General features: G+C 71.7%; 27 protein-coding genes. 14 read left to right on the forward strand and 13 right to left on the reverse strand.

Annotation, left to right across the window (positions count from 1 at the left end):
- Window positions 1-81: 81 nt before the first annotated feature.
- Together EI169_RS06470 and EI169_RS06475 are read left to right on the forward strand one after the other, a co-directional pair.
- A complete protein-coding gene (locus tag EI169_RS06470) occupies window positions 82-651 on the forward strand; it encodes a LemA family protein (RefSeq protein ID WP_125131601.1) in 570 nt (189 codons plus the stop codon).
- Window positions 652-721: 70 nt separating this feature from the next.
- Window positions 722-1,813: a crosslink repair DNA glycosylase YcaQ family protein gene (locus EI169_RS06475; protein ID WP_125131602.1), complete on the forward strand. Its 1,092-nt coding sequence runs from the start codon at window positions 722-724 to the stop codon at window positions 1,811-1,813.
- Here EI169_RS06475 and EI169_RS06480 read toward each other — a convergent pair whose 3' ends face one another.
- Together EI169_RS06480 and EI169_RS06485 are read right to left on the reverse strand one after the other, a co-directional pair.
- On the reverse strand, window positions 1,814-2,731 hold the full coding sequence (locus tag EI169_RS06480) for a hypothetical protein (protein WP_125131603.1): 918 nt from the start codon (window positions 2,729-2,731) through the stop codon (window positions 1,814-1,816).
- Entirely contained in the window at window positions 2,728-4,014 is a 1,287-nt protein-coding gene (locus EI169_RS06485; RefSeq protein WP_125131604.1) for a crosslink repair DNA glycosylase YcaQ family protein, read from the reverse strand. The genes EI169_RS06480 and EI169_RS06485 overlap by 4 nt, the downstream gene beginning before the upstream one ends.
- A 113-nt stretch (window positions 4,015-4,127) precedes the next feature.
- On the opposite strand from EI169_RS06485, the gene EI169_RS06490 reads away from it, so the two are divergent.
- Together EI169_RS06490 and ilvA are read left to right on the forward strand one after the other, a co-directional pair.
- Window positions 4,128-5,312, forward strand: coding sequence for an AI-2E family transporter (locus EI169_RS06490; protein WP_125131605.1), 1,185 nt, complete (start codon window positions 4,128-4,130; stop codon window positions 5,310-5,312).
- Window positions 5,309-6,541, forward strand: a complete 1,233-nt coding sequence (ilvA, locus tag EI169_RS06495) for a threonine ammonia-lyase (protein WP_125131606.1) — start codon at window positions 5,309-5,311, stop codon at window positions 6,539-6,541. Before EI169_RS06490 ends, ilvA begins: the two co-directional genes overlap by 4 nt.
- An 8-nt stretch (window positions 6,542-6,549) precedes the next feature.
- Here ilvA and greA read toward each other — a convergent pair whose 3' ends face one another.
- Window positions 6,550-7,041 (reverse strand): transcription elongation factor GreA, encoded by a 492-nt coding sequence (gene greA / locus EI169_RS06500; RefSeq protein WP_125131607.1) that lies wholly within the window; start codon window positions 7,039-7,041, stop codon window positions 6,550-6,552.
- A 96-nt stretch (window positions 7,042-7,137) separates the two neighbouring features.
- Window positions 7,138-7,536 carry a DUF4307 domain-containing protein gene (locus tag EI169_RS06505; protein ID WP_346427094.1) on the reverse strand — a complete coding sequence of 133 codons (399 nt, stop codon included), beginning with the start codon at window positions 7,534-7,536 and terminating at the stop codon, window positions 7,138-7,140.
- A gap of 59 nt (window positions 7,537-7,595) precedes the next feature.
- On the opposite strand from EI169_RS06505, the gene EI169_RS06510 reads away from it, so the two are divergent.
- Complete coding sequence (locus tag EI169_RS06510; RefSeq protein WP_125131609.1) at window positions 7,596-7,895, forward strand: hypothetical protein; 300 nt, start codon at window positions 7,596-7,598, stop codon at window positions 7,893-7,895.
- A gap of 33 nt (window positions 7,896-7,928) precedes the next feature.
- Here the strand turns inward: EI169_RS06510 and EI169_RS06515 are convergent, their stop codons facing one another.
- Window positions 7,929-8,621 (reverse strand): hemolysin III family protein, encoded by a 693-nt coding sequence (locus EI169_RS06515; protein ID WP_125133357.1) that lies wholly within the window; start codon window positions 8,619-8,621, stop codon window positions 7,929-7,931.
- A 169-nt stretch (window positions 8,622-8,790) separates the two neighbouring features.
- Between EI169_RS06515 and EI169_RS06520 the strand changes: the two genes are divergently transcribed.
- Both EI169_RS06520 and EI169_RS06525 read left to right on the forward strand, forming a co-directional pair.
- On the forward strand, window positions 8,791-9,576 hold the full coding sequence (locus tag EI169_RS06520) for an isoprenyl transferase (protein WP_125131610.1): 786 nt from the start codon (window positions 8,791-8,793) through the stop codon (window positions 9,574-9,576).
- 292 nt (window positions 9,577-9,868) lie between these two features.
- Window positions 9,869-11,182, forward strand: coding sequence for a PhoH family protein (locus EI169_RS06525; protein ID WP_125133358.1), 1,314 nt, complete (start codon window positions 9,869-9,871; stop codon window positions 11,180-11,182).
- Between the two features lie 310 nt (window positions 11,183-11,492).
- On the opposite strand, the gene EI169_RS06530 is transcribed toward EI169_RS06525, so the two are convergent.
- From EI169_RS06530 to xseA, 7 genes are read right to left on the reverse strand one after another with little or no spacing between them, the layout of a single operon-like run.
- A complete protein-coding gene (locus EI169_RS06530) occupies window positions 11,493-12,149 on the reverse strand; it encodes a response regulator transcription factor (protein WP_125131611.1) in 657 nt (218 codons plus the stop codon).
- Complete coding sequence (locus EI169_RS06535; RefSeq protein WP_125131612.1) at window positions 12,146-13,552, reverse strand: HAMP domain-containing sensor histidine kinase; 1,407 nt, start codon at window positions 13,550-13,552, stop codon at window positions 12,146-12,148. The genes EI169_RS06530 and EI169_RS06535 overlap by 4 nt, the downstream gene beginning before the upstream one ends.
- Before the next feature lie 58 nt (window positions 13,553-13,610).
- Window positions 13,611-15,005: a class II fumarate hydratase gene (locus EI169_RS06540; RefSeq protein ID WP_125131613.1), complete on the reverse strand. Its 1,395-nt coding sequence runs from the start codon at window positions 15,003-15,005 to the stop codon at window positions 13,611-13,613.
- 34 nt (window positions 15,006-15,039) lie between these two features.
- Window positions 15,040-15,648 carry a carbonic anhydrase gene (locus tag EI169_RS06545; protein WP_125133359.1) on the reverse strand — a complete coding sequence of 203 codons (609 nt, stop codon included), beginning with the start codon at window positions 15,646-15,648 and terminating at the stop codon, window positions 15,040-15,042.
- 38 nt (window positions 15,649-15,686) lie between these two features.
- Complete coding sequence (locus EI169_RS06550) at window positions 15,687-16,316, reverse strand: DUF4245 family protein (protein ID WP_125131614.1); 630 nt, start codon at window positions 16,314-16,316, stop codon at window positions 15,687-15,689.
- Window positions 16,316-16,549: an exodeoxyribonuclease VII small subunit gene (locus EI169_RS06555; protein WP_205783889.1), complete on the reverse strand. Its 234-nt coding sequence runs from the start codon at window positions 16,547-16,549 to the stop codon at window positions 16,316-16,318. Before EI169_RS06555 ends, EI169_RS06550 begins: the two co-directional genes overlap by 1 nt.
- A gap of 10 nt (window positions 16,550-16,559) precedes the next feature.
- Window positions 16,560-17,855: an exodeoxyribonuclease VII large subunit gene (gene xseA / locus EI169_RS06560; RefSeq protein ID WP_125131616.1), complete on the reverse strand. Its 1,296-nt coding sequence runs from the start codon at window positions 17,853-17,855 to the stop codon at window positions 16,560-16,562.
- Between the two features lie 86 nt (window positions 17,856-17,941).
- Here xseA and EI169_RS06565 point away from each other — a divergent pair, with 86 nt between their 5' ends.
- The 5 genes from EI169_RS06565 to EI169_RS06585 are packed head-to-tail and all read left to right on the forward strand — an operon-like array spanning window position 17,942 to window position 21,370.
- Window positions 17,942-19,003 carry a 4-hydroxy-3-methylbut-2-enyl diphosphate reductase gene (locus tag EI169_RS06565; protein WP_205783890.1) on the forward strand — a complete coding sequence of 354 codons (1,062 nt, stop codon included), beginning with the start codon at window positions 17,942-17,944 and terminating at the stop codon, window positions 19,001-19,003.
- Entirely contained in the window at window positions 19,000-19,551 is a 552-nt protein-coding gene (locus EI169_RS06570) for a DUF6264 family protein (protein ID WP_125131617.1), read from the forward strand. Before EI169_RS06565 ends, EI169_RS06570 begins: the two co-directional genes overlap by 4 nt.
- 51 nt (window positions 19,552-19,602) lie before the next feature.
- Window positions 19,603-20,106: a sigma-70 family RNA polymerase sigma factor gene (locus EI169_RS06575; protein ID WP_125131618.1), complete on the forward strand. Its 504-nt coding sequence runs from the start codon at window positions 19,603-19,605 to the stop codon at window positions 20,104-20,106.
- The gene (locus EI169_RS06580; protein WP_125131619.1) at window positions 20,103-20,789 is read left to right on the forward strand and encodes a zf-HC2 domain-containing protein; all 687 of its coding nucleotides are present in this window, start codon (window positions 20,103-20,105) and stop codon (window positions 20,787-20,789) included. The genes EI169_RS06575 and EI169_RS06580 overlap by 4 nt, the downstream gene beginning before the upstream one ends.
- 35 nt (window positions 20,790-20,824) lie before the next feature.
- A complete protein-coding gene (locus tag EI169_RS06585) occupies window positions 20,825-21,370 on the forward strand; it encodes an MOSC domain-containing protein (protein WP_125131620.1) in 546 nt (181 codons plus the stop codon).
- An 87-nt stretch (window positions 21,371-21,457) separates the two neighbouring features.
- Here the strand turns inward: EI169_RS06585 and fbaA are convergent, their stop codons facing one another.
- Entirely contained in the window at window positions 21,458-22,489 is a 1,032-nt protein-coding gene (fbaA, locus tag EI169_RS06590) for a class II fructose-bisphosphate aldolase (protein ID WP_125131621.1), read from the reverse strand.
- A 184-nt stretch (window positions 22,490-22,673) separates the two neighbouring features.
- Here fbaA and glpX point away from each other — a divergent pair, with 184 nt between their 5' ends.
- Window positions 22,674-23,663: a class II fructose-bisphosphatase gene (gene glpX, locus EI169_RS06595; RefSeq protein ID WP_125131622.1), complete on the forward strand. Its 990-nt coding sequence runs from the start codon at window positions 22,674-22,676 to the stop codon at window positions 23,661-23,663.
- Between the two features lie 219 nt (window positions 23,664-23,882).
- The gene (locus EI169_RS06600; protein WP_125131623.1) at window positions 23,883-24,092 is read left to right on the forward strand and encodes a UDP-N-acetylmuramyl pentapeptide phosphotransferase; all 210 of its coding nucleotides are present in this window, start codon (window positions 23,883-23,885) and stop codon (window positions 24,090-24,092) included.
- Window positions 24,093-24,096 lie beyond the last annotated feature (4 nt).

Genomic DNA, 24,096 nt, shown 5'->3' on the forward strand with positions numbered 1-24,096 from the left:
ACTGGGAGTCGTCGCAACCTTCCGGACCGCGCGTCCAACCCCCGTTAGGATGAGGGGCACTCGTCGAACGGAGACCCTCGCATGTGGGAGTGGCTGATCCCTGTCCTCATCGTCGTGGCGGTCATCGTCATCGGCGGGATCTATCTGTGGGCCACGTACAACTCGCTCGTGCAGCTGAACGTCCGCGTCGACGAGGCGTGGAGCGACATCACGGTGCAGCTCAAGCGTCGTGCCGACCTGCTTCCGAACCTCATCGAGACGGTGAAGGGCTACGCGGCGCACGAGAAGGCGGTCTTCGAGAACGTCACGCGCGCTCGCGCCGAGACGCTCTCGGCGACGGGCCCCGCGGAGGCGGGCGTGGCCGAAGGGCACATGCAGCAGGCGCTCAAATCGATCTTCGCGGTCGCCGAGGCTTACCCCCAGCTGCAGGCGAGCCAGAACTTCCTGCAGCTGCAGCAGTCGATCGTCGACACCGAGGACAAGATCCAGGCGTCCCGCCGGTTCTACAACGGCGGAGTGCGCGAGCTGAACACGAAGATCAAGGTCTTCCCGAACAACCTGTTCGCCCGTCGCCTCGGCTTCACCGAGCGCGAGTTCTTCGAGGTCGTCGACGGCGCGGCCATCTCAGAGCCGCCCCGCGTGCAGTTCTGACTCTTGCGACGACGTCCCCGCCGCATTCGCCGGCGGGGACGTCGTCGCATGCGGCGGCTAGGCTCCGGGCATGACGCTGCGGCTGCATCCCGCCGACGCTCGACGCATCGCCGTCCGTGCGCAACGACTCGACGACGACCGGCCCGCCGACATCGTCGAGACGCTCGACGCGCTGGTCGTGGTGAACATCGATCCGACCGCCGCGATCGCGCCGAGCGCCGATCACATCCTGTGGAGCCGCATCGGCTGGCCGTACCAGCCCGCCGATCTGGCGCGCGCCGTCGAGGTCGATCGCACGGTGTTCGAATGGAGCGGCTACTACCGGCCGATGGCCGACCTGCCGCTGTACCGCGCGCGGATGGCGGCGTCACCGGCCTCTGCGCAGGCCCGCGAATGGCTGCAGCTCAACGCCGCCTTCCGCGACGACGTGCTCGCGCGGCTCGCTGCCGAGGGAGCCCTCGCGACCGGCGACATCCCCGACACGAGCGCCGTGCCGTGGGCGTCGACGGGCTGGACCGACGCGAAGAACGTCTCGCGCATGCTCGAGCTGCTCGCCCTGCGGGGCGAGGTCGCCGTGTCGAAGCGGCGCGGGCGCGAGCGGGTATGGGATCTCGCCGAACGCGTCTTCCCCGACGACTCCGAAGTGCCGGCGAGCGAGGCCGAGCGCATCCTGGCCGAACGTCGGCTGCGCGCGCTCGGCATCGCGCGCGCGTCGACGACGGCCCTTCCGGGGGAGCCCGCCGACGTCGGCGAGATCGGCGTCGAGGTGGAGGTCGAGGGGGTCGCGGGTCGCTGGCGCGTCGACCCGGAGGCGCTCGATGACGCCGCGGCGCCGGGCCGCGTCGCGCTGCTCTCGCCGTTCGATCGGCTGGTGTTCGACCGCAAGCGCGCGCGGGAGATCTTCGATTTCGAGTACATCGTCGAGATGTACAAGCCCGCGGCCCAGCGGCGGTGGGGGTACTTCGCGCTGCCGATCCTGGTGGGTGACGACCTCGTCGGCAAGCTCGACGCCCGCGTCGACCGCAAGGCCGGGGTGCTCCGCGTCAACGCCGTGCACGAGGACGGTGCGTGGGACGACGACGACCGCGACGCCGTGCACGCCGAGGTGCGGGAGCTGGCCGCGTGGCTGGGCGCCGAGGTGGTCGGGCTCCCGGAGCGCTGATCAGCGGACCGACAGCGTCATCCCGGTGTCGTCGACGGTGACGTCGCCGCGCAGCGCCCACGCGTCGTTGCGGTAGGTCGCGCTCGTCTCGCGACCGTCGCGCGCGACGCCGCTGACCGTGACGACGACGGACCCGTTGACGGCCTCGAACGTGCGGCCGTCGTCGGAGACGGTGACGACGGGCCGGCGCTCGACGCGGTACGCGAAGGATCGGGCCTCGCGGAGGTCGGCCTGCCACGGGATGTGCAGGGCGCACGCCTCGGGCACCCGGCCGGCGGTCTGCGTGCACGCATCCGCGTAGGCGTCGATCTGCTCCTGGGCGCGGGTGCGGGCCTCGGCGGTGAGGGCGGCGGGCACGCTCGCCGACGCGGCCGCGCCGTCGTCGGCGGGAACGTCGATCACGACGGCACCGGACAGCAGCGTGCCGGGCGCCGCCGTCACCCGGTACTGCGCGGGTAGGAGCGAGAGCGCCCCGGCGGGGAGCACCGTGCCGCCGATCCCGATGCTCGTGCCGATCGACGTCGTGACCGTCACGGTGCGCAGCGCGTCGTCGGCCACGAGCCATCGGCCGTCGCGCCGTTCGAGCGAGAATCCGACGTCCACTGCACGCCCGTCGAGCGTCGCGGTCGCCGCCGCCCGCGCGCGGTCGTCTTCGACGTCGACCGCGGTGACGTGCGCGTCGGTCACGTGCGCCTCGGCGGCCGCGAATGCGTCGGCGAGCCCCGGATGCGCCGCCGCATCCGCGAGCGCTCCGACGGCCGCGGCGCCGTCGCCGCTCTCGAGGGCGGCGACGAATCCGGCGGCCGCCTGCGCGGGGTCGGGGGAGCGTGTGAGCGACCACACGGCGGCCGCGGTCACCGCCGCGGCGACGACGGCGGCGACGACCGCGGCGATCGTCCACGCCCGCCGGCGGCTCATGCGGTCGGCTCGTCCGGCGCGAGCGGGACGGGCTCGACGTCGGCGCGGTCGTGCCGGGCGGCCTCGGGCAGCTCCGCGGCGATGCCGTCGACCGCGTCGCCCCAGCGCGACACCGAGATGCGTTCGAGACCCTGCCATCGCGCGGCGCGCCGGAGCTCGGCGGCGACGCGCTCGGCGGCTCCGGCCGGCGCATCTGGCTCCCACCACGCCGACTGCACGAGGAGGGTCCCGGCCGCCCGGTCGGCCTTGAGGTCGGCGCGGCCGACGATCCGGTCGCCGACGAGGAGCGGGAGGGAGTAGTACCCGTAGCGTCGCTGGGGCCCGGGCGTGTAGATCTCGATGCGGTACTCGAACGAGAACAGCCGCTCGGCCCGGTCGCGGAACCACACCACGGGGTCGAACGGCGTCAGCAGCGCCGCCGCGTCGATGCGACGGGGCACGATCGCGTCGCGATGCAGCCACGCGGGGGCCGGGCGCCCCGCGCTCGTCCACCCCTCGACCGTGACGCGGGTGAGCTCGCCCGCGTCGGTCAGGTCCTCGAGGGCGGCGGTGACGGCGCGGCGGTCGCGGATGCGCCAGTAGTCGGCGACGTCGGACGCCGTCGCGACGCCGTACGCGCGCGCCGCCCGGCGCACCAGCTCCCGGACCGCCTCGTCGCGGGGCACGCGCACGGCCAGCGCGTCGGCCGGCAGGACGTCGCGGGCGAGTGCGTAGCGCCGTTCGAATCCGCGTCGGCCGGCGATCGCCACCTCGCCGAACATCCACAGATACTCCATCGCGCGCTTGACGTCGTCCCATCCCCACCAGCCGCCGCGCGGGCGGTCGCCGAGATCGCGCTCGATCTCCGCCGGCCGGAGCGGGCCGCGCTCGGCGAGTTCGGCGCGCACCCAGTCGACGGTCTCGCGGTGACGCGCGAACCACGTGTCGTCGGCGCCGTACTTCGCCCGCATGTCGTCCATGCGGAATGCGAACAGCGGCCAGTCGGCGGAGCGGATGAAGGCGGCGACGTGCGCCCAGTACTCCACCCACGGCGGGCGCCGCGCGAACAGGAGCGCGTCGAGCGTCGCCGTGTCGTACTCGCCGAGGCGGGAGAACAGCGGCATGTAGTGCGAGCGCGCGAAGACGTTGACGGAGTCGATCTGCAGCGTCGCCATGCGACGCAGCGCGTCGTTCAGCTGCCGCGTGCCCGTCGCGGCCGGATGCGGGCGTGCGAAACCCTGCGCCGCGAGCGCGACCCGCCGAGCCTCCGCTGCACTGAGGGTGCGGCTGCCGCTGCTCTTCACGCGGTCAGCCTAGCCGCGGGGCCCGACACGGACCCGACCGACGCCGCGGACGCCCTCTCCCCGCCCCGCCGGGCGGCCACCGGGGAGGGTGGGACGCGGCCTAGACTGCTGGGATGAGCGCGCCTGACCCCGAGTCCCGCGGGACGCTGTGGGACGCGCTGCGCCGCCGCACGGTGGCCACGGAGGTGAGCGGTTCCGTGCCCCGCGGCCTGCGCATCGCGACCGCCTACGCGTGGCGCCTCCTCATCGTCGCCGCCGCCCTCGCCGTCGTCATCTGGCTCGTCATCCAGCTGAAGCTGCTCATCATCCCCCTCCTCATCGCGATCCTCGTGACGGCGCTGCTGTGGCCGGTGTTCTCGTGGATGCTGCGCCACCGGTGGCCGCGCTGGCTCGCGATCGTCGTGTCGGTGATCGGCACGATCGCCGTCGTCAGCGGCCTGCTGTGGCTGGCGGTGTGGCAGATCACCCAGCAGTGGGGGTCCGTCCGCGCCCGCACAGTCGCCGCCGTCGAGCAGTTCCGCCAGTACCTCATCGACGGGCCGCTGCACCTCACCGCGCAGCAGATCGACGACGTGCTGGCGCAGGTCGGACCGTTCCTGCAGCAGCAGACCGAGACCCTGTGGACCGGCGCCCTCGCGGTCGGCAGCACGGTCGGCCACGTGGCGACCGGGCTGCTGCTGACCCTGTTCATCCTGCTGTGCCTGCTCGCCGACGGCGGCGGCATCTGGCGCTGGACGACGCGCCTGTTCCCGCGCGCCGCGCGGCCCGCCGTCGACGGCGCCGGCCGGGCCGGGTGGCGCACGGTCGTCACCTACGCGCGCACGCAGCTGCTCGTCGCCACGATCGACGCGGTCGGCATCGGCGGCATCGCGTTCCTCCTCGGCGTGCCCTTGGCGGTCCCGATCGGCGTGCTGGTCTTCCTCGGCGCCTTCATCCCGTTCGTCGGGGCGGTTATCACCGGCGCGCTCGCGGTGTTCGTCGCGCTCGTCTACAACGGCCCGCTGATCGCCCTGTTCATGCTGATCGGTGTGCTGGGCGTGCAGCAGCTCGAGAGCCACGTCCTGCAGCCGATCCTCATGGGCTCCGCCGTCAAGGTGCACCCGCTCGCGGTCGTGCTGGTCGTCGCGGGCGGCGCGCTCATCGGCGGCATCGCGGGCGCGCTGTTCGCCGTGCCTCTGGCGGCCTTCGTCAACGTCGTCGCCGTGTACCTCTCGCGCCGCGGGTGGGAGGGCGCCGACGGCACCCCACCCGACCTCATCTGGCGCACCGTGCCCCGCACCCGCGGAAGGAACGCATGATCACGACCGCCCCGACGCTCGCCGAGTTCGAGGACGCCGCCGCCGTCCTGGCCGGCATCATCGCCCGCACGCCGCTCGACGAGTCCCAGCACCTCGGCGAGCTGCTCGGCGTGCCGGTACATCTCAAGCTCGAGAATCTGCAGCGCACCGGGTCGTTCAAGATCCGCGGGGCGACCTACCGGCTGTCGCGCCTGACGGCCGAGGAGCGCGCCCGCGGCGTCGTCGCCGCATCCGCCGGCAACCACGCGCAGGGCGTCGCGCACGCGGCGCAGCAGCTGGGAATTCCGGCGACGATCTTCATGCCGCTGGGCGTGCCCGTCCCGAAGCTGCTGGCCACCCGCGGTTACGGCGCGCACGTGATCCTCGAGGGAGCCACGGTCGAGACGCCGCTGCGCCTGGCCGCCGAATACGCCGAACGCACCGGGGCGGTGCTCATCCACCCCTTCGACCACCGTGACATCATCGTCGGTCAGGGCACGCTCGGTCTCGAGCTCATCGAGGACGTGCCCGACCTCGAGACGCTCGTGATCGGCATCGGCGGGGGAGGCCTCGCCGCAGGTGTGGCCGCCGCCGTGAAGGCGCGCGCCGCCGCCGTGGGCCGCAGCATCCGCATCATCGGCGTGCAGGCGGAGAACTCCGCGGCCTATCCCACCTCGCTCGCGTCGGGCTTCCCCGTCGAGGTCGAGACGCGTCCGACGATCGCGGACGGCATCGCCGTCGCCCGGCCCGGGGACCTGCCCTTCGCGCTCATCCGCGAGTTCGTCGACGAGGTCGTCACCGTCAGCGAGGACGACATCGCCCGCGCGCTGCTCGTGCTGCTCGAGCGCGCGAAGCAGGTCGTCGAGCCCGCCGGCGCGGTCGGCGTCGCCGCGATCCTCGCCGGCAAGGTGCGCGCGACCGGGCCCACCGTCACGGTGCTGTCGGGCGGCAACATCGACCCGCTGCTGCTGCAGCGCGTCGTCGCGCACGGGCTCGCCGCGTCGGGGCGGTACATGACCCTGCGCGTTCCGCTGCCCGATCGCCCGGGTCAGCTGGCCCGCGTGTCGGAGCTGCTCGCGCAGGCCGGTGCCAACGTCGTCGAGGTGCTGCACACCCGTCACGGCCAGGGACTGCAGATCAGCGAGGTGATCCTGCAGCTCAGCGTCGAGACGCGCGGCGAGGAGCACCGCGCGCTCGTGATCGAGACCCTCGAGCAGGCGGGGTTCGCGCCGACCGTCGTGGCCGACTAGAGCTGCGCCTACTGCCCGGAATAGGTCTCGACCTTGACGATCTCGACGGAGATCTCGCGACCGTTCGGTGCAGTGTACGAGCCCTTCTCGCCCTCGCGCATGCCGAGGATCGCCGCCCCGAGCGGCGACGCCTCGCTGTAGACGTCGAGCTCGGAGTCGGCCGCGATCTCGCGGTTGCCGAGGAGGAACACCTCTTCGCCGCCGGCGATGAGGGCCGTCACCACCGTGCCGGACTCGACCACGCCGGTGCTCTCGGGCGCCTCGCCGACCTTCGCGTTCTTCAGCAGCTGCTGCAGGGTGCGGATGCGCGCCTCCTGCTTGCCCTGCTCGTCCTTCGCAGCGTGATAGCCGCCGTTCTCCTTGAGGTCGCCCTCCTCGCGGGCGGCCTCGATGCGCTTGGCGATCTCCTCGCGGCCCGTCGTGGAGAGGTGCTCGAGCTCGGCGGCGAGCCGGTCGTAGGCCTCCTGGGTGAGGAACGTCACCTGTGCGTCGCTGGACACGTCGCTCTCCTTCGATCAGGGGTGCCGGGCGATTCGCCGCCCGGTATGTCGAAACGCCCCGGCAGCAGCCGGGGCGTCGAGTGGATGTCCGTCAGCCTACGGGAGCCAGCAGGAGTTCACCAAACCCGTCGTGGCCTCCGCGACGGTGGGCACGATCTCGGTGAACTGCTGTCCGTGCGACTCGGCGGCGGGGTAGCGCACGATCCGCCAGCCGACGATGCCGTGCTCCTCGTCCTGTGCTTCGATCGCGCACGCGATGTCGCGGCCGGGCGGCGCGGTCAGCTGGAACGTGACCGACACGGTGCGCGCATCCTCGACGGCGTAGGAGAGCCCGTCGATGTTGACCGACTCGATCGAGCGCTGCACCGTCGTCCAGCCCAGGGCCGCGACGGCCGCCGTCGCCAGCACGCCGAGCACGCTCCAGCCCACGATGCGACGGCGTCGCGAGCGGCTGCGGCCGTAGCGCTCGTCGAGCATCTGCTGCGTCGTCATCATTCCCCGGACATCTAAGCTGATGTTCCTAGGCTAAGCGCTCCCCCGAGGATCGAGGACACATGCACGACGCGCTCGTCGCCCTCGCGGCGACCCCCGCACCCACTCCCTCGTCGCCGCCTGACGACCTCGTGACCCCCGGTCCGTGGGGCTTCGCCGTGATCGCGGTGCTGGGCATCGTGGTGATCCTGCTGATCCTCGACATGCTCCGCCGCATCCGCCGAGGTCGGTACCGCGAGGAGATCCGCGCGGAGCTGGATGCGCAGGAGCAGGCGGACGCGGCGGTTCGTGCGAGCGACGTCGACGACCAGGACATCGACAAGGACGAGGACGGGTCGGGGGACCACCCCGCGCGACGCTAGCGCGCGCGTCCGCCCGCGGGTGCGGGACGGGCGTCAGCCCCCGTGGAACGCGGGGTGCAGCGCGATGAGCAGGCTCGCCGTCCAGTGACACAGGAACGCCAGCACCGTGCACACGTGGAAGATCTCGTGGAACCCGAAATGTCCCGGCCACGGGTTGGGGCGCTTGAGGGCGTACACGACCGCACCCACCGTGTAGAGCACGCCGCCCACGACGACGAGGACCATCATCGCCGCGTTGGCCTGGAACAGGTCGACGATGTACATCACGGCCGCCCAGCCGAGCGCCAGATACAGCGCGACGTAGAGCCATCGCGGCGCGTGGATCCAGAACACGCGGAAGAAGATGCCGAGGATCGCCCCGCTCCACACGATCGACAGCAGGATGATCGTCTTGTCGGTGGGGAGGGCGAGCACCGCGAGCGGGGTATAGGTGCCGGCGATCAGCAGCAGGATGTTCGCGTGATCGATCCGCTTGAGGACGCTCTTGGTCTTCGGCTTCCAGTTGAAGCGGTGGTACAGCGCCGAGTTGCCGAACAGCAGCATCGAGGTGAGCATGAACACCGCCGACGCCCACTTCGCCGGCGCGCCCTGCGCGAGCGAGACGAGGACGATCCCCGCGGCGATCGCGACGGGGAACGTGCCGGCGTGGATCCAGCCGCGCCACGTGGGCTTGAGCTCGTCCTGCGCCGACACGGCGGCCGCGTCGATGAGCGGGAGCTGAGGCATGTCCGCGCCGTCGACGGGCGCATCGGGGGAGGGCGTGCGTCGGGTCACGAAGGAAGCCTATGCAACGACGCATTCCGCTTCGCGCACGGGAGCGCTTTCCCCATGCGTTGCACAGGTCCCCTCGCCGCACAGGAGGGGCACGGGCGTGCGCGCGCGATAGCGTAGGGGCGTGACGACGAGCCGAGAAGGTGCGGGCCAGGGCCCCCTCTACCGGCTCTACATCAACCGGCTCCGCCGACGCCTGCGGCCCGAGGCCGTGCCGCACCACGTCGCCATGATGATCGACGGCAACCGCCGCTGGGCCCGCCAGCTCGGCTATGACTCCGCCGCCCACGGCCACCGCGCGGGCGCCGCGAAGATGCGCGAGTTCCTCCGCTGGTGCGACGACCTGGGCATCCAGGTCGTGTCGCTCTATCTGCTGTCGACCGACAACGTGCGCAAGCGCGACTCGCGCGAGCTCGCCGACCTCATCGAGATCATCGCCGAGCTCGCCGACGAGATCTCCCGTGAGCCGAACTGGCGCGTGCAGCACGTCGGCCGCGCCGACCTGCTTCCGCCGGAGCTCGCCCGCGTCCTCGCCGAGGCCCAGGAGCGCACACGCGCGCACACCGGCCTGCATGTGAACCTCGCGGTCGGCTATGGGGGGCGCAGCGAGATCGTGGACGCGGTGCGCAGCATCATCGCCCAGCACCGGAGCGAGGGCGGGTCGCTGGAGGAGCTCGCCGCGAGCCTCACGCCCGAGCAGATCGGCGAACACCTGTACACCGGCGGACAGGCCGACCCCGATCTCGTGATCCGCACGTCGGGGGAGCAGCGTCTCAGCGACTTCCTGCTGTGGCAGTCGGCGCACAGCGAGTTCTACTTCGTCGAGGCGCTCGGGCCGGATCTGCGCGAGGTCGACTTCCTCCGCGCCATCCGTGACTACGGCGACCGCGACCGCCGCTACGGCGGCTGACGCCCGCATCGCGGCAGCCGGGCGCCCGCGCGGACCCGCGCCGAGGAATTCACCTCGGCGTAACAATCCCGTCGGGGCGTGTCGCTCGCGCCGATCCGCACCCCGGTCCTACGGTGATCGCATCGGGCAAGGAGCCCGGTCGAGTCGGCCATTCAGGATCACGGCTCGTGACCCACGGTCGACTCGTGACTGCCGGGACGAAGTCCCGGGTCGGGAGTGGGTTGTGACCGCACGAGCACCACAGAAGCAGCGCCGCACGATCGCCGAAGACGGGTACGCGGACGCGTACGCCGTGGAGCCGCGAGACCTCTCGCAGGATCTGCGCACGTACGTCCTCGACACCTCGGTCCTCCTGAGCGATCCGCGCGCGTTCTTCCGCTTCGCCGAGCATTCCGTTGTGATCCCCGTCGTCGTGATCACCGAGCTCGAAGGCAAGCGCCACGATCCCGAGATCGGCTACTTCGCCCGTCAGGCGTTGCGCCACCTCGACGAGCTGCGCGTCGAGCACGGCCGCCTCGACTTCCCGGTGCCGGTGGGTGAGGGCGGGACGCTCCGCGTGGAACTGAACAACACCGACCCCACCGTCCTGCCCTCGGGCATCCGACTCGGCGACAACGACAGCCGCATTCTCGCCGTCGCCGCGCATCTCGCGCAGGACGGCGCCGAGGTGACGATCGTGTCCAAGGACCTCCCGATGCGCGTGAAGGCCGCCTCGCTCGGCCTCACCGCCGAGGAGTACCTCGCCGAGCAGGCCGTGGACTCGGGGTGGACCGGCATCGCCGACCTGGACGTCAGCGGCGACGAGATGAGCGACCTGTACGAGTCGGAGGTCTCGCACAGCGACGACGTCGTCGGGCTGCCGGTGAACACAGGTCTCATCATCCACTCCGAGCGCGGCTCGGCGCTCGGACGCGTCATCGGCGACGGCGCCTTCAAGCTCGTCCGCGGCGACCGCGAGGTCTTCGGCCTCCACGGCCGGTCGGCCGAGCAGCGCATCGCGATCGACCTCCTGCTCGACCCCGAGGTGGGGATCGTCTCCCTCGGCGGCCGAGCCGGCACCGGCAAGTCCGCGCTCGCGCTGTGCGCCGGGCTCGAGGCGGTGCTCGAGCGCCAGCAGCAGAAGCGGATCATCGTGTTCCGCCCGCTGTTCGCCGTCGGCGGTCAGGAGCTCGGCTACCTGCCCGGCGACCAGGCCGAGAAGATGAACCCGTGGGGCCAGGCCGTGTTCGACACGCTCGGCTCTGTCGTGTCGGGCAACGTGCTCGAGGAGGTGCTGGCGCGGGGGCTCCTCGAGGTGCTGCCGCTCACGCACATCCGCGGCCGGTCGCTGCACGACGCCTTCGTGATCGTCGACGAGGCGCAGTCGCTCGAGCGCAACGTGCTGCTGACCGTGCTCAGCCGGATGGGCCAGAACTCGCGCGTCGTGCTCACTCACGACGTCGGGCAGCGCGACAACCTGCGCGTCGGGCGGCACGACGGCGTCGCCTCGGTCATCGAGACGCTGAAGGGCCACGGCCTGTTCGGACACGTCACGCTGACGCGCTCGGAGCGGTCGGCGATCGCCGCGCTCGTGACCGATCTCCTGGAGGCCGGCGAGCTCTCCTGACGCACGCGGTTCCGAGAGCCGGGGATGAGAGACCTCTCATCCCCGGCTCTCATCGTTCTCACGTCCCTCGCGCACGATGGAGGCATTGCGGGAAACCGCATCCGTCCCCGCGACGGATTCCCCCCACGGAGAGGAACGGATCCGACTCGATCCGACCATGGTGAGACCCCACCGCGTTTTCGGGTGACGCAGTGGGGCGAACCCCGGAGTTTCCCCCGACTCCGGTGCTCCCACAGCCCCCGGCGTTCCCCCGACGCCGGGGGCTCTCCACGTCTGCGGGCGGTTCCCGATCGGCGCGGGAGCAGGATGCTCACTCCCAGCGGTAGCCGGCGCCGCGCACCGTCGTGATGCGCTCGTGCCCGAACTTGCCGCGCAGATACCGCACGTACACGTCGACCACGTTCGAGCCGGGATCGAAGTCGAGGCCCCACACGCGGCTGAGCAGCTGCTCGCGGCTGAGCACCTGACCCGGATGCCGCAGGAACTGCTCCGCGAGCGCGAACTCTCGCGCGCTCAGGTCGATCTCCCGGCCGGCGACCGTCGCGCGGCGCGTGAGCACGTCGAGCGAGACATCGCCGTGCACGACGGCGATCGTCCCGGTCTGCACGTTCTCGCGCAGGCGAGAGCGCACACGTGCGAGAAGCTCGTCGAACTTGAACGGCTTCGCCATGTAGTCGTTCGCGCCGGCATCGAGGCCATCGACGGTGTCGCGCGTGCTCGAGCGCGCCGTGAGCATGATCACCGGCACGGTCGAACCCTGACCTCGCAGATGCCGGAGCACCTCGAAGCCGTCCATCGTGGGCAGCCCGACGTCCAGCAGCACGAGGTCGACGTCGCCGGCGAGGGCCTCGTCGAGCGCCTCACCGCCGTCCTCGACGATGTGGGTGAGGTAGCCGGCGGACTCGAGTCCCCGACTGACGAAGGCGGAGATGCGCGGTTCGTCTTCGGCGATGAGGATGCGTGTCATCCGGAGGCCTCTCGCTGTTGGACCACGTCGCCGGCACGCACGGGCGCCGGCAGGTCGGCGGATGCCCGGCCGACGCCGGGCGGGAGGTGGATCGTGAAGGTCGCGCCGCCGCCGGGGGTGTCGGTCACGGCGCAGTGGCCGTCGTGACCCTTCGCGATCGCGTCGACGATCGCGAGGCCCAGCCCCGACCCGCCCACGGTGCGGCGGCCGTCGGCACGGTCGAAGCGGCGGAAGATGCGGTGCCGCGCGGCCGGCGGGATTCCCGGCCCGTGATCGCGCACCCAGAGCCGGGCGCCGCTGTCGTCGAGGGCGCTGCCGATCTCGATGCCGGAGCCCTCGGGCGTGTATTTGACGGCGTTGTCGGCCAGTTGGAGCCACGCCTGCAGCAGGCGGTCGTAGTCTCCGTCGATGCGGCCGTAGCCGCGCGCCTCGACGCTCCAGCGGTGGCCGGGGATGACCGACACGAGATCGCCCACACGCGTCGTGAGGGCGTCGACATCGACCACGCCCATCTCGAACCCGCCGCCCTCGACCGTGGCGAGCAGGTCGATGTCGTCGACCAGACGCGTCATGCGGTCGAGCTCCGCGATGCCGATCTCGCGTGTGGCGGCGACCTCGTCGGGGTCGGTCGTGTCCATCGTCTCGAGGTGGCCGCGCACGATCGTGATGGGCGTCTTGAGCTCGTGCCGCACGTCGTCCAGGAGCTGGCGCTGCACGTCGACGGAGGTCTCGATCCGGTCGAGCATGGAATTCACGGTGCGGGTGAGGCCGTCGATCTCGTCGGTGCCCGCCGGCGGCAGACGTGCGCCGAGGTCGCCGATGGAGATCGCGTCGGCGGTGGCGCGCAGCTCGCGGATGGGGGAGAAGAGGCGGCCGGCGACGAACCACCCCACGATCGCGATCGCCACGAGCATGACCGCCCCGGCGACGGCGTACGTGCCGACGCCGAGGGTCACGAGCTCCATGCGTGCGTCCAGGGACACGGCGTGGACGACGACGAGGCCCTGGATCGGGATCGCGACATACCGGATCGTGCCGAGATCACCCGACACCTGGCCGTACCGCACATCTTCGATGGGAGCGGAGGCCAGGGTCCGCACGAGCGCGGCGTCGCCGGACAGATCGATGCCCACCGGCGGTGCCGTGGCCACGACCGTCTCGCCGCGGAGGGCGAGGGTGTCGTCGGTACGACCAGGCACGATCGACTCGACGGCGTCGACGACCGCGCTCTGGGAGTCGAGCCGCTGCGCGACGAGCGTCGCCGCGAACCCGCGCAGCTGCGTATCGGTGTTCGCGAGCACGCGATCTCGCTGGATCCAGAAGGTGATCCCGCCCACGACGACCAGCCCGACGCACGCCACGGCGAGGACTGCCCCCAGGATCCGCGCGCGCGCCGAGGTCATCCTCGGCGTCCGACTCACGGATCGATTATGGCCCGCTCGTGCGCCGCCCGGTGACGCGTCAGCCCGCGTGCGTCATCGAGAGCAGGTCGAGCTTGGCGTCCAGCTGCTCCTCGGTGATCTCGCCGCGCTCGACGTAGCCGAGGTCGATGACGGCCTCGCGCACCGTGATGCCCTTGGCCACCGAGTGCTTCGCGATCTTCGCCGCCGCCTCGTAGCCGATGAGCTTGTTCAGCGGCGTGACGATCGACGGCGACATGCCGGCGAACGCGGCCGCTCGCTCGACGTTGGCCTGGAGGCCCGTGATGGTCTTGTCGGCGAGCACGCGCATGCTGTTGGCGAGCAGGCGGATCGACTCCAGCAGCGCGGTGCCCATGACGGGGATCGCGACGTTCAGCTCGAACGCGCCGGATGCGCCGGCCCACGCGATGGTCGCGTCGTTGCCGATCACCCGCGCGCACACCATGAGGGTCGCCTCGGGGACGACGGGGTTGACCTTGCCCGGCATGATCGACGAGCCCGGCTGCAGGTCGGGGATGTGCAGCTCGCCGAGTCCGGTGTTCGGACCCGAGCCCATCCACCGCAGGTCGTTGTTGATCTTCGTGAGCGACACCGCGATCGTGCGCAGCGCCCCGGAGGCCTCGACCAGGCCGTCGCGGTTCGCCTGCGCCTCGAAGTGGTCGAGCGCCTCGGTGATCGGCAGCTCCGTCTCCGACACGATCAGCTCGATGACCTTCTGCGGGAAACCGAGCGGCGTGTTGATGCCGGTGCCCACGGCGGTGCCGCCCAGCGGCACCTCGGCGACACGGGGGAGCACCGCCTGCACGCGCTCGATGCCCAGGCGCATCTGCCGCGCGTAGCCGCCGAACTCCTGACCGAGGGTGACGGGCGTGGCGTCCATGAGGTGCGTGCGGCCGGACTTCACGACCGACTTCCACGCCTGCGCCTTCTCCTCGAACGCCACGGCGAGGTGGTCGAGCGCGGGGATCAGATCGTCGATGAGCGCCTGCGTGACGGCGATGTGCACGGAGGTGGGGAAGACGTCGTTCGACGACTGCGAGGCGTTGACGTGGTCGTTCGGATGCACCGCGCTGCCGAGGTCGCGCGACGCCAGCGTGGCGAGCACCTCGTTCATGTTCATGTTCGAGGACGTGCCGCTGCCGGTCTGGTACACGTCGATCGGGAACTGGTCGGCGTGCTCGCCCGCGATGATGCGGTCGGCGGCGCGGGCGATCGCGTCGGCGATCGTGCCGTCGAGCGTGCCGAGCTCCTTGTTCGCGAGGGCCGCGGCCTTCTTGATGCGCGCGAGCGCGACGATCTGCGCGGGGTCGAGGGCGTCGCCCGAGATCGGGAAGTTCTCCACGGCCCGCTGCGTCTGCGCGGCGTAGAGCGCGTCCTTCGGAACCCGCACCTCGCCCATGGTGTCGTGCTCGATGCGGTATCCGGTGTCGGTCACGTCGTCGTCCTCCTGTTGCCGATGGTGGGAAAAGTCACGCGGCGGGCTGGTCCCCGGCGTCGCCGATGATGACGACGGGGCTCGCGGTGCCCTCGGCGAGGCGGTAGTTCGCCCCGACGATCGCGAGGCGCCCGTCCGCGACGGCCTGCGAGATGAGCTCGGAGGCGTGCAGCAGCTGAGCGACGGTGTCGCGCAGGTGCTCGCGTCCGACCTCTTCGGGGTCGAGCGCGGTCGCGGCGTCGCGGCCCCCGAGCACGCGTCGCACCGCGGGGACGATGGGTGCGATCTGACGCCAGATGAGCGGCGGCAGCGCCGGCGCATCCGGTCGCACGCTCTCGATCGCGGCCCCCACGGCGCCGCACGCGTCGTGCGCCAGCACGACGATGAGGGGAACTTCGAGCACGCCGACCGCGTACTCGAGGCTGCCGACGACGGAGTCGGAGATGACCTGCCCCGCGTTGCGCACGACGAAGAGGTCGCCGAGACCCTCATCGAAGATGATCTCGGCGGCCAGACGCGAGTCGGAGCAGCCGAACAGCGCGGCGCGCGGACGCTGGCCGCCGGCGAGCTCGTTGCGACGCTCGACGTCCTGCCGCGGGTGACGCGGTTCGCCGGCGACGAAGCGCGCGTTGCCCTCGGTCATCTCGTCCCAGACCCGGCGCGGAGTGGGGGTGGTCACGGTCACTGATCCTCCTGGAGCGCTTGGATGCCGTCGGCGAGGGAGGCGGCGACGGCGGCCGCCTGCTCGGGCGCGACCGAGCCGAGGACCATCACGCGGTCGGTGCCGGCGGTGGTCGCCAGCGCATATGAGACGTTCCCCGCCGTGGATGCGTCGGCGATGCGGTACTCGTCCCACGTGATGCCGCCGGCATCCACGGTCCCGCTCGAGCGCGTGCCGGCGACGCGCTCGGTCACCCAGGCGTCATCGGCGTCGAAGCCCTGCTCGACACGGAGGAAGCCGGAGTCGCCGGGCGGCGCATAGGCGACCGTCCACGTCTCGACGGTCTCGCTGTCGAGGACCGCGGAGTTGACGCGCCAGTCGTCGGGGACGCGGGCCACGAGGACGGGGCGGTCGAGGGTGTCCGAGAGCGCGGAAGCCTCGGCGGAGACGTCGATCTCCGGCGTCGGGGCGGGGGTTCCGCGCGGGACGCCGAAGACGACGACGGCGACGATCGCGAGGGTCGCGAGCAGCGCCGCCACGAGATTGCGGACGTTCTGACTGGAGCGATAGATGCGCGAGGACTCCGCCTTGCGCGCGGCGGTCTCCTCCGGGGTCTCCGGGCGGCCGAGCTCGGCGACGACGCGGGCCATCACGCCTCCGCGGCGCCCGCGTCGGCGCGGGCCGCGTCCAGGCGCCGCTTGGCGCCGAGGAGCCATTCCTCGCAGCGGGCCGCGAGCGCCTCGCCGCGCTCCCACAGGGCGAGCGATTCCTCGAGCGTCGGCGCGCCCTGCTCGAGCTCGGCGACCACGCGGACCAGCTCGTCGCGGGCCTGCTCGAACGACAGTGCCGCGACGTCGGCGGAGCCGGGGGTCGACGCGGTCATGCCGTCCATTCTAGGCGGGACCGGCGGACGCGTCGGACTCGGGCACCTCGCCCTCGGAACGTGCGGCGATCGAGCCGCGGCCGACCGTCACGGTCATCTCGGCCCCGGCCGGCGCCTGTGCGGCGTCGCGCACGATCACGCCGCCGTGGAGGTGGGCGATCGCGTATCCGCGGGCGAGTGTCGCCAGCGGCGACAGCGCGCGCAGCGACGCCCGCAGCTCCGTGGTGCGGCGATCGTGTGCCGCCACGAGCCGGTCGACGACGTCGCGGCCGCGGGTCGCGAGCATCCACACCTCCTGAGCGCGTCCCGTCAGCAGCGTGTCGGGGGAGCGCAGCACGGGCCGGGAGCGCAGCTGCTCGAGCTGTGCGATGTCGTGCGTGATGCGATGCGTGAGACGACCGGCCAGGCGCGCGCGCAGCTGCGCGACGAGGGCGCGCTGCTCGCTGACATCCGGCACGACGCGCTTGGCGGCGTCGGTCGGCGTCGACGCGCGGACGTCGGCGACGTCGTCGAGGAGCGGATGGTCGTTCTCGTGCCCGATCGCGCTGACGACCGGCGTCTGCGCCGCGGCGACCACCCGCACGAGCCGCTCGTCGCTGAATCCGAGCAGAGTCTGCGGGTCGCCCCCGCCGCGCGCGATGACGATGACGTCGACCTCGGGATCGGCGTCGAGGGCTTTGAGCGCCGCGATCGTCTCGGGTACGCACCGGTCGCCCTGGACGGCGGCGTGCTTGGTGCGGAAGCGCACGTGCGGCCAGCGCAGCTGGGCGTTGCGGTGCACGTCCTTCTCGGCGTCGGAGTTCTCGCCGGTGATGAGGCCGATGAGGTGCGGCAGGAAGGGCAAGGACTTCTTGCGGGCGGGGTCGAACAGTCCCTCGGCGCGCAGCGTGACGCGCAGGCGCTCGAGACGCTCCAGCTGGTCGCCGAGCCCGACGTGGCGCAGCGCCGACACGGCGAAGCTGAAGTCGCCGGTACGCGGGAAGTAGTCGGCCTTCACGCACGCGATGACATGGTCGCCGACCTTCCAGTCCTTCGGCAGGCGGGCCAGAGTGCTCGACCACACGCGGAAGGAGATCGTCGCGTCCGTCGCGAGGTCTTTGAGGCGGCCGAACACGTTGCCGCCCCGCACGTTCCACGACGTGATCTCGCCCTCGACCCATACCGACCCCCAGCGGTCGACGAACCCGCGGATCGTGTCGTTCAAGCGGGACACCGACGTCGGCGCCTGCGGGCTCGAGTCGCGCGGGGCGACCGAGTCGGGCGGGGGCGCCTCGCCGGGAACCGTGTCGGGCTGGAAGGTGGTCATCGAATCTCGCAGATCGCTCGGCGCCCGATCTCTCGACGAGGGGGCGGATGCGGCCGTCGTTCAGGGGCGCCTCGTAGAATCGAGGGGTGAGCTCACCGGTCGTGTCGCTGCCCGTTCCCCGCATCCCGGAGCGCCGCGGGCGCCTCCAGGATATCCCCGTCGAGGGACGCAAGAAGGTGCTGCTGGCCTCACCCCGGGGATACTGCGCGGGTGTGGATCGCGCGGTGGTCGCGGTGGAGAAGGCGCTCGAGCGCTTCGGTGCGCCCGTGTACGTCCGCAAGCAGATCGTCCACAACGTGCACGTCGTCTCGGAGCTCGAGGCCAAGGGTGCGATCTTCGTCGAGGAGGTCGACGAGGTGCCCGAGGGCGCCCATGTCGTGTTCAGCGCGCACGGTGTCTCGCCGGCGGTCGTGTCCTCCGCCGCGGAGCGCGGCCTGCAGGCGATCGATGCGACATGCCCGCTCGTGACGAAGGTGCACCGCGAAGCGGTCCGCTTCGCCCGCGACGACTTCGAGATCCTCCTGATCGGGCACCTCGGGCACGAAGAGGTCGAGGGCACCGCGGGCGAGGCACCCGACCACGTGACGATCGTCAACTCGCCCGACGAGGCCGACACCGTGCAGGTGCGCGATCCCGAGAAGGTCGTGTGGCTGTCGCAGACCACGCTCTCCGTCGACGAGACGATGGAGACGGTGCGGCGCCTGCGCGCCCGGTTCCCCCAGCTGCAGGACCCGCCCTCCGACGACATCTGCTACGCGACGCAGAACCGGCAGGTCGCCATCAAGAAGGTCGCCACCGGCGCCGACCTCGTCATCGTCGTAGGGTCGGCGAACTCGTCCAACAGCGTCCGCCTCGTCGAGGTCGCCCTCGAGCACGGGGCGAAGGCGGCTTACCGGGTCGACTATGTCGACGAGGTGAAGCAGGAGTGGCTCGAGGGCGTCGAGACCGTCGGCGTCACCAGCGGCGCGTCCGTGCCGGAGGTGCTCGTGCAGGAAGTGCTCGAGGAGCTCGCCGGCGCCGGCTACCGCGACGTCGAGGAGGTGCGCACCGCCGAGGAGGACCTCATGTTCTCGCTGCCCAAGGAGCTGCGCTCCGATGCGGCGGGCCGCCGCGACGCGCGAGCCCTCGGCGGTCGAGGCCGCGGATGAGCGATCCCGACGGGCGCCCGCGCCCCCAGTACGGCGAATACGCCACACCGGAGGAGCAGCGCGCGCGGATCGCACGTCCCGATACGACCGACGCGCTCGACAGCGGGCAGCGTCCCGCGGCGGATCCGCCGCATCCGCTCGCGCAGCCCGTCCCCCCGCCGGCGTCGGGGCCGCGCCTGGCCGACCGCATCGTCACGATCGCCCTCCTGGCGTACGGCCTCGTCAACGTCGCGTTCACGGTGCCACGCCTGTTCGACTTCACGACCTTCACGAACGACTACCTCGCCGTGCTCGGCGTCGGGGGCACCTTCACGAACACCGCCGGGGCGTCGGTGTGGGGCCCCGCCGCGGCGATGACCTACGCGGTGGGATTCGCCGTGACGGCGATCCTGTCGTGGCGCCGCGTCCGCCGCGGCGGTATCGCCTTCTGGATGCCGCTCGTCGGGGCGGTCGCCACGACCACCGTCGTCGCGGTGCTCCTCACGATCCCGCTCCTGTCGGATCCTGCCTTCCTCGACGCGATCCGATCGGCGTCCGCTCCGCGGTGAACCGCACCGCGCCGCGTCTCGTGTCACCGGTGAGGGACTCCAGGAGGCACGATGCGCACCGGCGATGAGCGCGGACTCGCGGCGCTGTACGACGCCCACGCGGCGCCGGTCTGGCGGTACGTCGTGAGCCTCACCGGAGACCGCGCCGGTGCCGAGGACGTCGTGCAGGAGGCGCTGCTGCGCGCGTGGCGCTTGCCGCGGATCCTCGACGATCCGGCGTCGGCGCGGGCGTGGCTCATGACCGTCGCGCGCAACCTCGTCATCGACGAGGCGCGCAGCGCGCGGCGCCGGCACGAGGCGGTCGTCGCTGAGCTGCCGGAGACCGAGCGCCCCGACGACACCGACGCGCTGTTCGACGCGCTGCTCATCGAGGACGCGCTGGCGACGCTCAGCAACGACCACCGCGCCGTCATCGTCACGGCCTACTACGGCGGGCGCAGCACGGCGCAGACCGCACAGGAGCTGGGGATCCCCGAGGGCACCGTGAAGTCGCGGCTGCACTACGGGATGCGTGCGCTGCGGCTCGCGCTGCAGGAGAGGGGGGTGACGCGATGAGCGCCGAGCACGACCGCGTCGCGGAATGGGACGGCGCCTACGTCCTGGGGGCGCTGTCGCCGACCGATCGACGGATCTTCGAGGAGCACATGGCCGAGTGCGCTGCGTGCCGAGACGCCGTGGCGCGGCTCGCGCCTACGGCGGGCCTGCTCTCCCGCGTGCCGGCGGAACGCGCCCGCGCGCTCGGCGACGTCGCCGACGAGCCGCCGGCGCAGCTGCGGGCCGGCGTCGTGCGGGCGTTCGGCCAGCGTCGCGCGCGCCGGCGCGCGATCTGGACGCTCGCGGCCGCCGCCGCGCTCATCATCGGCAGCATCTCCATTCCGGTCGCGGTCGCCCTGACGCAGCCGCAAGGCGTCACCCACGTGCTCGACGACGTCGCCGGGGCGCCGCTGGAGGCTTCGGTGCGCTTGACGGATGCGCCGTGGGGCACGGAGATCGAGCTCGTGTGCCAGTACACCGGCGCGGTGCTCGACACGCCGGAGGACGGCTTCCCGTACGCGCTCGCGGTCGTCGGCCGGGATGGGACGACGTCGACGCTGTCGACATGGCGCGCCGCGCCCGGATCGACCACGCGGCTCAGCGCGGGCACCGACCTCCCGCTCGGCGACATCGGGTCGATCGAGATCCGCCGCCTCGACGGCACGCAAGACGTCGTCATGCGCTACGACGCGGCCTCGTCCTGATCGGTCGCGCGGCGAACCGCCGATACGATCGCGGGATGCCCGTCCTCCTCGCCGCCTGCGTCGTCCACGAGCTGCACCGCGATTCCGGTTCGGTCGGCGTCACCGCGATCGACAAGCGCCCCGTCGCCGGGGCGGTGCGCGTCGGGGTGTACGGACTGCGCGGTGACGTGCAGGCCAGCCGCAAGCACCACGGCGGCCGCGAGAAGGCCGTCTACGCCTACGCGCAGGACGACGCCGCCTACTGGGAGGGCGAGCTCGGCCGCGATCTGCCGCCTGGATGGTTCGGCGAGAACCTCCGCATCGACGGCCTCGACGTCAATCGGGCGCGCGTGGGCGAGCGCTGGCGCATCGGCGGCTCCGTCGAGCTCGAGGTGACCTCGCCCCGCACTCCGTGCGCCACGTTCGCCCGCTGGGTCGGCGGTCGCGACGAGCGCGGCTGGGTGCGACGCTTCGGTGACGCACGCCGGTTGGGCGCCTACCTGCGCGTCGTGCGGGCGGGGGAGATCAGCGCCGGCGACGCGATCGCGGTCACGCCGGCGCCGGAGGGCGCGCCCACGATCCTCGACGTGTACGACGCCTGACCCGACCGCCGTGGCGGGGGCCGGCGCCCGGGACGCCGGATGCCCCGGCCTCGCGCGAACGCGGGACCGGGGCATCCGGGATCGGCGTCAGGCGCCGAGCGACTTGCCGTGCGAGCCGAGCTGCTGCGTGGCCTCGACGACGCGCGCGGCCATCGCCGACTCCGCGACTTTGCCCCACGCGCGCGGGTCGTACTGCTTCTTGTTGCCGACCTCGCCGTCGACCTTGAGGACGCCGTCGTAGTTGCCGAACATGTACCCGGCGATCGACCGGGTGAAGGCGTACTGCGTGTCGGTGTCGATGTTCATCTTGACGACGCCGTTGGCGACGGCCTCGGCGATCTCGGCGTCGGTCGAGCCGCTGCCGCCGTGGAAGACGAGGTCGAGGGGCTTCGGGCCGGTGCCGAAGCGCTCGGCGATGCCCGCCTGGATCTCGCCGAGGAGCTCGGGGCGCAGCTTGACGTTGCCCGGCTTGTACACGCCGTGCACGTTGCCGAACGTGAGCGCGGCGATGTAGCGACCCTGCTCGCCGAGGCCGAGCGCCTCGACGGCCTTCGTGACGTCGCCGACAGTCGTGTAGAGGGCCTCGTTCGAGCCCTCGTGCTGCACGCCGTCCTCCTCGCCGCCCACGACGCCCACCTCGATCTCGAGGATCGCGTGGATGTTCTTCATGCGGGGGAGGAGGTCCTTCGCGATCGCGATGTTCTCGTCCAGCGGCACCGCCGAGCCGTCCCACATGTGGGACTGGAAGATCGGGTTGCGGCCGGCGCGCACCTCCTCCTCGGACGCCTCGATGAGGGGCAGCACGAAGCCGGGCAGCGCGTCCTTCGGGCAGTGGTCGGTGTGGAGGGCGACCGTGATCGGGTAGTTCTTGGCGACCTCGGTGGCGAAGCGCGCGAAGGCGAGCGCCCCCGAGGCGCGGGCCTTGACGCTCTGGCCGGCGAAGTAGTCCGCGCCGCCGGTCGTGACCTGGATGATGCCGTCGGATCCGGCTTCGGTGAGGCCCTGCAGGACGGCGTTGATCGTCTGCGAGCTCGACACGTTGATGGCGGGATAGGCGAAGCCTCCGGCCTTGGCGCGGTCCAGCATCTCTGCGTACTGGTCGGGAGTGGCGACGGGCATGGGTGCTCCTCGGGGAAAGCGTGTGGATTCCCGGTCAGCCTAGCGAAGGCCGATCCCGGCGGACGCTCGCTCATCCGGCCTGGGAGCGCCCGCGACCTTGCCAGCTGGAAAGAATCGCGATTCCTTCGTTGAACGTCCGTGCGATACCGGTCGATTCCTTTACCCCGCTGGCTAGGCTGACCGCATGGTGAGCCTTACAGCCGACATGAGCCCGCTGCATCCGGATCGCAACCTTGCCCTCGAGCTCGTGCGCGCGACGGAGGCTGCCGCGATCCGCGCCGTCCCCTTCATCGGTCGCGGCGACAAGGAGGCCGCCGACGGCGCCGCCGTCGACGCGATGCGGGCCTTCTTCTCGACGGTGAACTTCGACGGCACGATCGTCATCGGCGAGGGTGAGAAGGATCACGCGCCGATGCTCTACAACGGCGAAAAGGTCGGAAACGGACGCGGCCCACAGTGCGACGTCGCCGTCGACCCGATCGACGGCACGTCGCTGACCGCCGCGGGGCGCCAGAACGCGCTTTCGGTGATCGCGGTCTCCGACGCCGGCACGATGCTCGACGCGTCGAGCGTGTTCTACATGGACAAGCTCGTCACCGGCCCAGCCGGGGTCGGCGTCGTCGACATCCGCCTGCCCGTCGGAGAGAACATCCGTCGCCTCGCCACGGCGCTCGACAAGCCGGTCGACGAGATCGTGGTGTCGGTGCTGAACCGCCCGCGGCACGAGAAGCTCATCGAGGAGATCCGCGAGGCCGGCGCGGGCACCCGCCTCATGAGCGACGGCGACGTGGCGGGCGGCATCAACGCCGCTCGGCACAACGCGCGCACCGACATGTGCATCGGCATCGGCGGCAGCCCCGAGGGCATCGTCACGGCGTGCGCGATCAAGGCGCTCGGCGGGCACATCCAGGGGCGGCTGTGGCCGCAGACCGACGACGAGAAGCAGCGCGGCATCGACGCCGGCCTGAAGTTCGACGACTACGTCTACGAAGCGGACGACCTGGTGACCGGCCGGAACACGATCTTCGTCGCGACGGGCGTCACCGACGGTCAGCTGGTCGCCGGCGTCCGTCGAGAGCGCGACTACGTCTACACCGAGAGCGTCGTGCTGCGCGGCGCCTCGGGCACCCTGCGGCGCATCTCGTCGGAGCACCTCACGTCGAAGTGGCTCTGACCGGTCGCGGTGCATTCCCGCAACCCGCGCTGAGGGGCGATCACTACGGCAACCCGACGCGCCGCGCAAGAGGCCACGTGGCGAGCGCGCACGGGTGGATGATCGCTTCGGCACCGTCGTGATCGAGTCGTGACGACCTCTTCCAGGGTTCTCTGGCAAAATTGCCTGCGGTGTCGATGGGGATGCTGGTTCATCTGACCGATCATCGAGGGGTAGTCAATGTCCGCCACGACAGGCACGCCCGCACCGAAGACGGGTGCCCACGCTGTCATCGCCGACGCAGTCGACCCTGCGCGCCGGCCCGACGTGCTGTTCCGCGTCCGCCGCGACGAAGGTCACCAGCCGAGCGCGTGGTGGATGATCGGGGCGTTCGTGCTCGTCTCCACGGCCGTCATCGCGCTCCTGAGCTTCGTCCCCGGCGGCGCCTGACCCG

Origin of the sequence: Microbacterium sp. 10M-3C3, from assembly GCF_003931875.1 — a bacterium.
In the GTDB taxonomy this organism is placed as follows: domain Bacteria; phylum Actinomycetota; class Actinomycetes; order Actinomycetales; family Microbacteriaceae; genus Microbacterium.